The following is an 11,787-nucleotide window of genomic DNA, read 5'->3' as shown; positions in this document are numbered from 1 at the left end:
CACCATGACTGCAGACTGTTTAACGCTACAAGTAATGACTCTGACCCCATTGATTTGACCCCATTGATTGGCTCTCAATCAATGGCTCTGACCCCATTGATTCATTCGGCATAACCGTTATCAGTGCAGTGCCTTGGTCAGTTCATGCTGGTTAGTGCTCCGTGCGACCCTCTATCAATGACTCTGACCCCATTGGTTCCCTGACCCCATTGGTTCCTCAATCAATGACTCTGACCCCATTGATTCCTGTTAAGCAACGGCTTGCTCATACTCTATCGGGCTTCTGTAACCGATGCCAGAATGCAGTCGCTGCGTGTTGTAGAAGTCATTGATGTAGTCTCGGACCGCGGTGTACAGCCCGTGGTCGGTGTTATAGGTTGTGCCCATGTATTAATTCGGCCTTAAGCGAGTGGAAAAACGATTCAGCATAACCGTTGTCAGTACAGTGCCCGGTCGGTTCACGCTGTTGAGCGCTCCGTGCCGACTCTCAATCAATGACTCCGACCCCTTTGATTGAGCGCTCGGTGCCGGCCCTCTATCAATGACTCTGACCCCATTGATTCAGATTTTTGGATTCATGACTCTGACCCCATTGATTTCTCCTTAGCATTTAACGCCGCCAGCAGAGGCGCAGCTATGCTGCGTCCTGCTGACTGGCTTTGTTATAAAACTACTCTCCTTTGTCTTTCTTTTTCTCAGTAGGTGGGTCGTAGCTCTCCTGCACATACTGAAGCTCAGGTGCTTCTATATTTCGATCCGGTTCTTGTGTATTTTCTGTAGATTGGTTTTCGCTATTATTTTGATCATTATCAGGCATACCGTTTTCTCCATTCGTCTCGTTTTGCATTACTTCTGTTGAGGCTTCCAATCTTTCGGATGTGCTCCAAGCATAGGAACCGGACACTACACCCAAAAAGACTACCAACAGGCCAGAAATGATCAGGCCATAATAGCCCATCGTTAATCTTTTGGCCTTTTTCTTTAGTAGCTCCCTATTCTTTTCAGCGCCCTGACTTATTCGCTTAGCCATCGCGTAGTAAATGTTTACAAGGGTATTTTTATCATAAAACTCTATTACTGATTCACTTACTGAAAGAATCGGCCGATGGTCTACTGTTAAAACCCGAAAGACATATACCCAAGATATCGCTAAACCTAGAACAATCATTCCAGCCAAGATTACAATGGCCCACTCCTGCCACATTTCAGGAGGCAGTACACTTGTCAAAGCCCATTCTGTTAGCAACACGTAAATACCTATAAGAAGCGTCAAAACCGATAGCAACGCCGTGGCCTTGCCCTCCACGCGTGTCAGCCTATCAACTTCTGCAGCAAAGTCTTCTTTTGCCAACTGGTATAATTCTTCGTACTTTTTCACAGGTCAGCCTTGTTTTTATAACGCTCAAAGCACCGGCGCATATTTTTGCGTCCGGTACCTTTGCTTGTTAGCTAAACTTCGCTACAGCTTAGCACTTCCCAACCATGAGATTTATACATTTGTACTTGTTGGTATGCGCGCTCACGCTCATCAGCTTCATCTTCGCCAACCCATATATGGTAGTATCCTTCGGCTGGATTTATTGTAACACTCTTAATGTCACGAGGAATCTTCCATGCAGAATCTTCAATTTCCATACCCGCCACAGGAACCAGATTTGTTTCGATCTCTCTACGAACAGAACCAAACATAAAATTGTCATCTGTACCGCGGTACATAACCATCAAATCGATTATTATCTTCAAAATTTACTCCTTATACTTTACGTAGCTAGCGCCCGCAACACCAGGCAATTTGTAGCGCAGAGGAAAATTGTTCCGAGTGCTTGCGCTTGTTAACCATTCTGCTCATCATCTTCTCCAAACAGCTCTCCTGCTTTTTCTGTTACTAATTCAATCCCAGCATCTAATATCGGTGAAATAAAATCAGAAGCCTTTTCCATGAGTGCCTCGCCAGTATCTGACGCGACCTTGGCCGCTACTTTCTTGAAGGTAGCTTTAATCACACCTTTGAATGAAGTATCTGGAGCGCCAGCAGCGACAAGCGCGTCTTTAACATCATCTCGTTCTTGGTGAGTTAGATATGATTCTATCAAAGCTGCGACAGCATCAAGGCCGAGTTTTACAATGCTAGGCGAGAAGGAACCATCAGAGACATAGCCTAATTTTTGAACCTTCGACCTGAGGTGATCCGATACTAGAGGATTTTCAACTTCTAGAACATACAGGTCCCCATTCTTCTGGATTAGCGGCTTTTTCAAAAGAGTTTTCACCTTCTCATCTAACTCTTCCTCAGAGGAGCGGCGTAGCTCCCTGTCATAAATTAGGCCGCGAGCCTTTGATCGAGTAACTTTGAGCTTTGATACAAGCTCATATAACTCTGGCTCTTCATCTATTGCGTTCAATTTTTCCAGAACGTTAAGGACGATCAGTTCAACTTCATTTTTAGGCAAAGCTCCGAAGGCAGGTGTCATGTAGCTCTTAAGAAAATAAGCCAACGCTGACTTAGCATCTTCTTCGGTAGAATTATTGACTATTTGCTCTATATCCACTCTATGGCTTCCCTATTTCTAATATGGTTACCGTCGCATTCACCGGCTTGTCCGGTGGAATGCCTTGTTAATCATTTTCTCTGTCAAAGTATTCTTCAAGGCAGGTCCAAAATTGACCCTGTACGAGAGAGGGATCTCTTCTTGACTCCCTTGAATCATCCTTAACCGAATGTATGGCTTCTTGTAGTTTTTTGGTCTCGTCGATCAAACGAATACGATCTGTGGTTTCCTGTTGACCATACCTTTGGCCCAATCGTTTCATCTCCCCTTCCAGAATGGCCCTCACTCCAGATAGAAATCCAAGTCTTTCTTCATTCCCCATGCCGTTATAGGTTTCCTTCAACGAGTTCATTTCGCTCACAGATATATCCTCTTATGTGATTAACGCCTCACTCACCGGAATTTTAGGAGCGCAGCGAGTAAAATTTCCGAGTGCAGTGACTTGTTAGCACTACATTTAAAAGCTAATCAGCATCTAAGATCTCTGTCAAGTAAGCTGCGCCATGCTTTTTGCACCAAAAGCTTTTTAAAACCATTGCCTTGTCAAAAGAGAACTTATCGTCATTGGTAATATCTACTTCTTCCCATAAATACACAGGATCGTCACATTCGCATGAGTACAATGCTTTCTTCGATCTTAATTTTGAATGGTATTTATCAGAGACATGGATTTCATTGCTATCGGACAGGCTGGCCAACTTAGAAGCCATATTAACTGTTTTACCCGCCCAAACTTCATTATGCATATCCCCTCTCGAAGCACTTTTACGAAGGCCTATTTTACTTACCAATAGTGTAGCTTGATGGATACCAATATGAACACCTGTATCAACATTAGTTTTGTTAGCTATTTTTGTAGTAAATTCTTCTTTTATAAAAGTCTTAAAAGTAACAGCTGATACAAATGCTGCGTGTACTCTATTCGAGTTAAACAAAGCAAAAACACCATCTCCTTTAATATCTACATAAGACGCTCCAAACTCTTTAAATAACCTAACAGCCGTACCAGTAAAAAGAGTATATGCCCTGCCAGTAGTTCCAGCATGATGCGAAGCGCTCAGCTTTGTTGAGTTCTTCATATCAACAAAAACACATATAACATCCTTTATTTTTAACCATTTTGCCGAGCCCTCGCCGGGAATATCCGCTACATTAGGTATTTCATTAACTTCTTCCGTAAAGACGCGCACATTAAACTTATCCACTTGCTTTCTTATTATTTCTTTTATGTTATCGGGCAGTTGATCTCTGCTTATCATTTTTTACTCCATGAAGTTTATTATTCCAAAAGATAGTAAAAATAGGACAACTGCCGATATCGTGAAAACAGCTGATAACTTAAACCGCTTATATTTATCAAATGCTATCTCTGAGTTTGTGACTATCTGTTTACTTAAGTCAACCTCAAACTCGGTAAACGTAGTTTTTTCTTCTTCGTAACTCAGTTTCTTGGCGAGTAATGTAAGATAATCCCTGGCATCATATTTTGCTGAGTGTGCGAAATATAAACAGTTGTCAGACGGACTGGTTTTTTCGGGTTTAAACCAACGCTGCTGCAAAATGGGTAGAAATGAAATAATGCAAATTAGAGTAGAGACAGCAATAAGAAAATAACCTGTCATATTAAGCCAGTACGACATCTTTGGAACGAGATCTACTGCACTCAATACTCGTGTAACCCCCCAAATCATCCCACCATTCAGTAAAAGCAATGCTGCGTTTTTTTGCTCAGCAAATTTCAGCCACTCATTAACATTTTTAAAAATTCCTTCCAGCTTTGAATAATAGTCTTCATTGATCTGATTTGTCTCAGGGCTTATAGGCTTCATCTTGACTCCGTAATAATGCTAACATTAAAATAGTCGTCAAAGTGATTATATCTCAATGATGAATATCTGCTGTTGAATCATTCTCCAAATTACTCTGTGATCCGCTGTTCATCAACTCTCCTTAAGAAGCCAGCCCCATAACACCCCTGGAAATATCATCACTTTGATGACTATCCCGGTTTAGCCGGCCGTCCACTAAACACGCGTCAGACACGGTTTTCAGGCAGAAAATGCCAAGCCCGCCAAAATAGACAGTCAGAATGATCGTTTTTGTGCCCAGGGATTGTTGAAGCGGCGGAACTTCTCGGCGCAAAAACTCTGGCCACGCTTCCGCCCGGCCGGGTGAGTTGGCTTTGCCAATGCGGTGGTCTGGATGTGGACGCGTCCTGGCGCTGTGGGTGGGTTTCCTTTTCTGACTGCCTTTAGGTTTAGTAAAAGGCGGCAGGGATTTCAAGTTCTTTCTGTGTTCGATGGGGCGGTGTTGGGGTGTGGTCAGTTGACCCAGGCGCCGACGGCGTCGTTGTAGAAGCGCCAGCCGAGGTCGGTCAGGGCATGCCGGTCGGAGTGTATCAGCCCCTTGTTGCGCAGTTGGGTCAGTTGGGGCTCCAGGGCGTCGGGTGTGAGCCCGGTGCGGGCGGTGAACAGCGTTTCGGGCACGCCTTCGCGCAGGCGCAAGGCATTGAGCATGTATTCGAACGGCAGGGCGTCGGTGTCGATCTGGTTGACCTGACGGCCGCCCAGTATGGCGCGCAGGTAGGCCTCCGGCATGCGGGTGCGCTGGGTGCGTACACTGCCTGATTCTGTGGTGAGCTTGCCGTGGGCGCCGGCACCGATGCCGATATAGTCACCGAAGGTCCAGTAGTTGCGGTTGTGCTGGCTGGCATGGCCGGGCCTGGCCCAGGCGGAAATCTCGTACTGGTCATAGCCATCGGCCTGCAGGCGCTCTCGGCCGGCCTGTTCGATGGCTTCCAGCTTGTCTTCGTCGGGCAGTGTAGGCGGCTGATTGTAGAAGCGGGTATTGGGCTCGATGGTGAGCTGGTACCAGGAGATATGGCCCGGGTTCATGCGCAGGGCCTGATCAAGGTCCGCCACGGCCAGCTCCGGTGTCTGGCCGGGCAGGCCATGCATCAGGTCGATGTTGAGCCGGGGTACGGCCAGTTGCACCAGCAGCTCCCAGGCGCGCTGGATATCGTCCGTATCGTGTATGCGGCCCAGCACTTTAAGTGCCGTCTCGTCGAAGGTCTGCACGCCCAGCGACACCCGGTTCACGCCGGCGCTGACATAGTCTGCAAAATACTGCCGCTCGACGGCGCCTGGGTTGGCCTCCAGCGTGATCTCGGCGTTCGGGGCCAGCCAGTCGCGGGCCACCAGCTCGTCGATCACCCGGCCGACTTCCCGGCCGCTGATCAGGCTGGGCGTGCCGCCACCGAAAAAGACGGACTCGATCTGTCGGCCTGCCAGAGTCGGGGCTTCCTGCTCCAGGTCGCGCAGCAGGGCATCCACATACTCTCGGGCCGGCAGTTCACCATTGGCTTCATGCGAATTGAAGTCACAGTAGGGGCACTTGCGCACACACCAGGGGAAGTGCACATAAAGACCCAAGGGCACAGCTGAAATCTGCTGCGCCAGATCTGGCTGCGTTGAATTTCGACTCAATTTGCTCATTACAGGGCTTTCAGCGCCACCAGGCCGGCAGTGCCGACTGCAGCAGTCGACTGGCCTGACCGCGATGGCTCAGCCGGTTCTTGTCGGCCGGGCTCAGTTCGGCGGCACTCACTTGCAGGTCCGGAACGCAGAACAATGGGTCATAGCCAAACCCGCCGTCGCCCTGCGGCGCGAACAGGATGCGGCCTTCCCAGGTGCCTTCGCAAATCAGTGGGCGCGGGTCTTCGGCATGCCGCAGCACTGCCAGCACGCAGACAAAGCGGGCCGTGCGCTGTTCTTCTGGCACGTCACGCAGGCGCTCCAGCAGCAGACGGTTGTTGGCCGCATCATCGCCGTGGGTACCGGCGAAGCGCGCCGAACGGATGCCTGGGGCACCCTGCAGGGCGTCGACCTCCAGCCCGGAGTCATCGGCCAGTGCCGGCAGGCCGGTATACTGGGCGGCCTGCCGCGCCTTCAGCAGGGCATTCTCGACAAAGGTCAGGCCGGTTTCATCGGCGTCCGGTACGTCATAGTCGCCCTGTGGTTTCACCTGAATGTTCAGGCTTTCCAGCAGGGTGGAAAACTCGCGCAGTTTGCCCTTGTTGCCCGAAGCCAGAATCAGCGTGTCCATCAAGCGGCTCCTTGTGCGGTTGCGGTGTGCGGCTTGTCCACATGGTAGATAGCAATCTCGCCCAGCAGGTTGGGCAGCAGGCGAATCGCCCGCCGCTTCTGGTGCTGGCTGTCCAGTACCGTGCTCTGGCGAATGCGCGCCTTCTGGTCCCGGCACAGCCGCTCGAAATCCCGGCAGGTACACAGGTGGATATTGGGCGTGTCGAACCAACTGTAGGGCAGAATCTTCGACATGGGCATGCGGCCGAGGAAGAAGAGGTAACGGCGCGTGTTCCAGTAACCGAAATTGGGGAAGGTCACGATGGCCTCGCGACCGATACGCAGCATTTCATTCAGGGTCTTGTGCGGGGCCTTCATCTGCTGCAGCGACTGCGACATGATGACCACATCGAAGCTCTTGTCGCCAAAGTTGGTCAGGCCGGTATCCAGGTTCTTCTGCACCACCGGCACGCCCTTTTCGATACAGCGGATGATGCTGTCCTGATTGATTTCCACGCCCAGGCCATCGACGTTTCTGTGCTGGCGCAGCCACGACAGCAGGGTGCCGTCGCCGCAGCCCAGGTCGAGAACGCGGCTGCCGGCGGGTATCCAGTCGGCAATGATTTCCAGATCAGCCCGCATGCGTCACCTCCGAGGCCTGTTCTGCTTCTTCGGTCAGTCGGGCCAGAAAGCCGGACAGGGCCCGCACGTAGGGCTTGATCGGAAACAGGAAGGCATCATGGCCCTGCGGGGCATCAATCTCCAGGTAGGACACATCTTTCCCCGCATGAATCAGCGCATTGACGATCTCTTCGCTGCGTTCGGGGGCGAAGCGCCAGTCGGTGGAGAAGGCGACCACCAGAAAGCGTGCTTTGGCTTGGGCCAGACAGCGCGCCAGGTCATGATCATGGTCTGCGGCCGGGTCAAAATAGTCGAGCGCCTTGGTCATCAGCAGGTAGGTGTTGGCATCGAAGGTCGATGAAAAGTTCTCCCCCTGATGGCGCAGGTAGCTCTCCACCTGAAAGTCGACATCATAGTCGAAGCTCAGGGTGCCGGTTTTCAGGTCGCGACCGAACTTCTCGCGCATGCCGGCATCCGACAGGTAGGTGATATGCCCCAGCATGCGTGCCAGCATCAGGCCCTGTTTGGGGTAATCCCCGTGTTCTGCATAGTGGCCATGGTGGAATGACGGGTCATTGATAATGGCCTGGCGGGCGACTTCGTTGAAGGCGATATTCTGTGCCGTCAGTTTGGGTGCAGACGCTATGGCGGCGGCACCGCGCAAGCGGTCCGGGTAGTCGATCGACCAGCGCAGGGCCTGCATGCCCCCCAGGCTGCCACCGACGACGGCCAGCCAGCATTCGATGCCCAGCCGGTCGGCCAGCCGGGCCTGGCTTTTGACCCAGTCGCGCACTGCCATCACCGGAAAGTCCGGCCCCCACTGCTTGCCCGTGTCCGGGTTGATGCTCTGCGGACCGGTGCTGCCGTGACAGCCCCCCAGGTTGTTCAGGCTGACGACAAAATAGCGTTCGGTATCGATGGCCTTGCCGGGGCCGATACAGGCATCCCACCAGCCCGGCTTGCTGTCCTGCTCGCTGTGATAACCCGCCGCATGGTGGTGTCCGCTCAGCGCATGGCAGATCAGGATGGCATTGCTGGCAGACTCATTGAGCTCGCCATAGGTCTCGTACACCAGCTCGTAGTGATCCAGCGTGCGGCCGCTGCGCAATGGCAGCGGCTCGTCGAAGGTCATCACCTGCGGTTCGACAATACCGACGCTGCGTACTTTGCCATGGTCCGGGTCAAGATCGGCGGGCTGTCCGGTGTTCTGGTCTGTCATTGATGCCTGCTCACCCACCTCAAATGCCGAGGAACGCGATGCGAACCGGGCCCATGGGCACAATGCCGTAGGCAATGGCGCGCAGGATGGCGTGCACGATATAGAGTGACAGGAACGCCAGCAGGTAGCTGAGGTCCAGCATGCCGACCTGCAGATTCAGTTTGCGGAACGGCGCCACCACCGGCTCGATCATGTCGCGCAGAAAGCCGAGCAGCGGGTTGGGCTGGCCGGAACTCAGCCAACTGCCGACGGCCACAATGATCATCGACCAGCGGGTGACCTCCAGAATCAGGCCTGCCGTGGCAAAGCCGCCGCCCACGATGATGGTGGTGATGTCGGCATTCAGCTGCGGCATGATGCTGATCAGGATCATCGCCATGATGACCTGCAGCAGCCAGATCACCAGCAGGCTGGGAATGTCCAGGCCACCAAACCGGGGAATGACGCGCAGGAAGGGCCCGACAAACGGGTTGGATATCTTGCGAACGGTCTCCGCCATGGGGCCATAGGGGTCCACCTGTGCGACCTGCGCCATAAAGCGGGCCGCCAGTGCAATAAGGACCAGGGCGAAGCCGGTCTTCACGACGAGTACAAGCAATTCGGCCATTCCGGCCCTCCTGTCATTCTTTCGGGTTTGCCAATTCTTCTGTCAGGCTGACACTGCGATTGAAGCAGGCCGCGACGGCGGCTTCTACCAGATCGTCCAGCCCCTGTTGATCAAAAACGCGCAATGCTTCCACGGTAGTGCCACCGGGAGAGCTCACCTTCTGTCGCAGCTCGGCCGGTGTTTCTCCGGTTTCGCTCAACATGCGTGCTGCTCCCAGAGCCACCTGTGACACCAACTGCCGTGCGCTCTCCGGAGAGAGCCCACGCTGCTCGGCACTGCGCACCAGCGCTTCACTGAAGCGATAAAAATAGGCCGGTGCACTGCCACAGATGGCGGTTATGGTATGCATATCCGCCTCGTTATGCACCCACTGAGTGATGCCAACCGATCTGAACATGGTATCGACCAGGTCGCGCTGGGTATCCGTGACGGCCGCATTGGCGTAAAGGCCGCTGATACCGGTGCCCAGCAGAGAGGGCGTGTTGGGCATGCAGCGGATAACCGCCAGGCCTGTTCCCAGCCACTGATCCAGGGTGGCGGCTTCGATGCCGGCGGCGACCGACACCACCAGAGGCTTTTGCGCCTGCACGGCACTGCTGATGGCTGCACAGGTGTCTTTCATCACCTGGGGTTTGACGCCCAGGATGATGACGTCTGCGTCGCTGATCGCGGCGTCATTGTCGGTGGTCACATGGATGCCATAGGTGCTCGCGGCAGTCTGTGCACTCTGCTCGCTGCGTGTGGTGCCGATGATCCGTTCTGCCGGATAACCGTTGTCCAGCAGGCCGCCGATGATGGCGCCTGCCATGTTGCCCGTGCCGATAAAAGTCAGTTTGGCGCGTGTATCCGTCATGTCCGGCTCCTTGCTGTGTGATGAAATTCAGTCTGTCTTGCGCGCCCGTTCCCCGAAAATACCGCGCCCGACCCTGACGCAGGTGCTGCCATGCGCTATCGCCAGCTCCAGGTCATCGCTCATGCCCATGGACAGGGTGTCAGCCTGGGGGTGGCGGGTCTGCAGATCGGCCAGCAACTCTGACATACGCACAAAATCGCCTTCCAGTTGCTGTGCCGACTGGTCGGCCGCAGGAATCGTCATCAGGCCGCGCAGCGTCAGGCGGTCCAACCGGGCTATCTCGGTTGCCAGTGCCGGCACGTCTTCCGGTGCCAGGCCCGCCTTGTTCGGGTCGGCGCTAATATTGACCTGCAGGCAGACCTGCAGCGGGGGCAGCTCGGCCGGGCGCTGCTCGTGCAGTCGGCGGGCAATCTTCAGGCGCTCTACCGTATGTACCCAGGCAAAATGTTCCGCGACCTGACGTGTCTTGTTCGATTGCAGCGGGCCGATAAAGTGCCACTGCGCATCGGGCAGGGTGCAGGCTTGGATTTTTTCCACCGCCTCCTGCACGTAATTTTCGCCAAAGTGCCGCGCTCCGGCCCGCCAGGCTTCTTCCACGGCCGACAGCGGAAACGTCTTGCTGACGGCCAGTATGCAGATATCTTCCGGGTTGCGCCCGCTCGCCTCTGAGGCGAGTGCCACATGACGATTCACCGCCTGCCAGCGGTCCGAGATTTGGCTTTCACTGCCCATTGGGTTCCGTCTATGTGCTAAATTCACTATTCTAACCATTCAGACGCCCGGTCAACCAGTACACTTCTTGAGGAAGCCCATGGATATCACAGAACTCCTGGCGTTCAGCGCCAAGCAGAATGCATCAGACCTGCACCTCTCGTCGGGCTTGCCGCCCATGATCCGGGTGGATGGCGATGTGCGGCGGATCAATCTGCCGGCGATGCAGCATAAAGAAGTGCATGCGCTGATTTACGACATCATGAACGACAAGCAGCGCAAGGACTTCGAGGAGTTTCTGGAAACCGACTTTTCATTTGAAGTGCCCGGTGTGGCCCGTTTCCGTGTCAACGCTTTCAACCACAACCGTGGTGCGGGTGCGGTGTTCCGGACCATCCCGTCCAAGGTGCTGACCATGGATGACCTGGGCATGGGCGACGTGTTCAGGGATATCGCCCGGGCGCCGCGCGGCCTGGTGCTGGTGACCGGGCCTACCGGCTCGGGCAAGTCGACCACGCTGGCCGCCATGATCAACGAAATCAATGATCACCGGTATGAGCACATTCTGACCATCGAAGACCCGATCGAATTCGTGCACGAGAGCAAGCGCTGCCTCGTGAACCAGCGGGAGGTCGGGCGCGACACATTGGGCTTCAATGAGGCACTGCGCTCCGCCCTGCGGGAAGACCCGGACATCATCCTGGTCGGCGAGCTGCGCGATATCGAAACCATCCGCCTGGCGCTGACAGCGGCCGAAACCGGCCACGTGGTATTCGGCACCCTGCACACCACCTCGGCGGCCAAGACCATCGACCGGGTGATCGACGTGTTCCCGGCCGAAGAGAAGTCCATGGTGCGCTCGATGCTGTCGGAATCACTGCAGGCGGTCATTTCTCAGGCCCTGATGAAGCGCAAGGGTGGCGGCCGTGTGGCGGCCCACGAGATCATGCGCGGTAGCTCGGCCATCCGCAACCTGATTCGTGAGGACAAGGTGGCGCAAATGTACAGCGCTATCCAGACTGGCGCATCACAGGGTATGATCACTATGGACCAGTCGCTGACCAACCTGGTGCAAAAAGGCATCATTACGGTTGAAGAAGCCAAAGCCAAGGCCAAGACACCGGAAAGTTTCTGAACGCCGGGTC

15 protein-coding genes are annotated in these 11,787 nt (G+C 54.0%); 1 reads left to right on the top strand and 14 read right to left on the bottom strand.

What is annotated here, in order from left to right; translation table 11 throughout:
• Nucleotides 1-249: 249 nt before the first annotated feature.
• The 14 genes from LAT62_RS16365 to LAT62_RS07550 all read right to left on the bottom strand — a co-directional run bounded on the left by LAT62_RS16365 (nt 250) and on the right by LAT62_RS07550 (nt 10,663).
• The gene (locus LAT62_RS16365; protein WP_367120540.1) at nt 250-387 is read right to left on the bottom strand and encodes an IS3 family transposase; all 138 of its coding nucleotides are present in this window, start codon (nt 385-387) and stop codon (nt 250-252) included.
• A 283-nt stretch (nt 388-670) separates the two neighbouring features.
• On the bottom strand, nt 671-1,378 hold the full coding sequence (locus LAT62_RS07610) for a hypothetical protein (RefSeq protein ID WP_293381426.1): 708 nt from the start codon (nt 1,376-1,378) through the stop codon (nt 671-673).
• A gap of 71 nt (nt 1,379-1,449) precedes the next feature.
• Nucleotides 1,450-1,743 (bottom strand): hypothetical protein, encoded by a 294-nt coding sequence (locus LAT62_RS07605; RefSeq protein WP_293381423.1) that lies wholly within the window; start codon nt 1,741-1,743, stop codon nt 1,450-1,452.
• Between the two features lie 89 nt (nt 1,744-1,832).
• Nucleotides 1,833-2,549 (bottom strand): hypothetical protein, encoded by a 717-nt coding sequence (locus LAT62_RS07600; protein WP_293381420.1) that lies wholly within the window; start codon nt 2,547-2,549, stop codon nt 1,833-1,835.
• A 67-nt stretch (nt 2,550-2,616) separates the two neighbouring features.
• Nucleotides 2,617-2,910 (bottom strand): hypothetical protein, encoded by a 294-nt coding sequence (locus LAT62_RS07595; RefSeq protein WP_293381417.1) that lies wholly within the window; start codon nt 2,908-2,910, stop codon nt 2,617-2,619.
• Nucleotides 2,911-3,013: 103 nt separating this feature from the next.
• Entirely contained in the window at nt 3,014-3,808 is a 795-nt protein-coding gene (locus LAT62_RS07590) for an adenylate/guanylate cyclase domain-containing protein (protein WP_293381414.1), read from the bottom strand.
• A gap of 3 nt (nt 3,809-3,811) precedes the next feature.
• A complete protein-coding gene (locus tag LAT62_RS07585) occupies nt 3,812-4,378 on the bottom strand; it encodes a Pycsar system effector family protein (RefSeq protein ID WP_293381411.1) in 567 nt (188 codons plus the stop codon).
• 492 nt (nt 4,379-4,870) lie between these two features.
• Nucleotides 4,871-6,043: a radical SAM family heme chaperone HemW gene (gene hemW, locus LAT62_RS07580; protein ID WP_293381408.1), complete on the bottom strand. Its 1,173-nt coding sequence runs from the start codon at nt 6,041-6,043 to the stop codon at nt 4,871-4,873.
• 10 nt (nt 6,044-6,053) lie between these two features.
• On the bottom strand, nt 6,054-6,653 hold the full coding sequence (gene rdgB, locus LAT62_RS07575) for an RdgB/HAM1 family non-canonical purine NTP pyrophosphatase (RefSeq protein WP_293381405.1): 600 nt from the start codon (nt 6,651-6,653) through the stop codon (nt 6,054-6,056).
• Entirely contained in the window at nt 6,653-7,273 is a 621-nt protein-coding gene (gene metW / locus LAT62_RS07570) for a methionine biosynthesis protein MetW (RefSeq protein WP_293381402.1), read from the bottom strand. Before metW ends, rdgB begins: the two co-directional genes overlap by 1 nt.
• Complete coding sequence (locus LAT62_RS07565; protein WP_293381399.1) at nt 7,263-8,471, bottom strand: homoserine O-acetyltransferase; 1,209 nt, start codon at nt 8,469-8,471, stop codon at nt 7,263-7,265. Before LAT62_RS07565 ends, metW begins: the two co-directional genes overlap by 11 nt.
• Nucleotides 8,472-8,490: 19 nt before the next feature.
• Nucleotides 8,491-9,078, bottom strand: a complete 588-nt coding sequence (locus LAT62_RS07560) for a YggT family protein (protein WP_293381396.1) — start codon at nt 9,076-9,078, stop codon at nt 8,491-8,493.
• 13 nt (nt 9,079-9,091) lie between these two features.
• Nucleotides 9,092-9,931 (bottom strand): pyrroline-5-carboxylate reductase, encoded by an 840-nt coding sequence (gene proC / locus LAT62_RS07555; protein ID WP_293381393.1) that lies wholly within the window; start codon nt 9,929-9,931, stop codon nt 9,092-9,094.
• 27 nt (nt 9,932-9,958) lie between these two features.
• Entirely contained in the window at nt 9,959-10,663 is a 705-nt protein-coding gene (locus tag LAT62_RS07550; RefSeq protein WP_293381389.1) for a YggS family pyridoxal phosphate-dependent enzyme, read from the bottom strand.
• 79 nt (nt 10,664-10,742) lie between these two features.
• Here LAT62_RS07550 and LAT62_RS07545 point away from each other — a divergent pair, with 79 nt between their 5' ends.
• On the top strand, nt 10,743-11,777 hold the full coding sequence (locus LAT62_RS07545) for a type IV pilus twitching motility protein PilT (RefSeq protein ID WP_293381386.1): 1,035 nt from the start codon (nt 10,743-10,745) through the stop codon (nt 11,775-11,777).
• Nucleotides 11,778-11,787: the final 10 nt, after the last annotated feature.

The organism is Natronospirillum sp., from assembly GCF_022565775.1.
GTDB lineage: Bacteria > Pseudomonadota > Gammaproteobacteria > Pseudomonadales > Natronospirillaceae > Natronospirillum.
The sequence above is the reverse complement of the archived record's forward strand: the minus strand, read 5'-3'. Positions and strand labels throughout refer to the sequence as shown.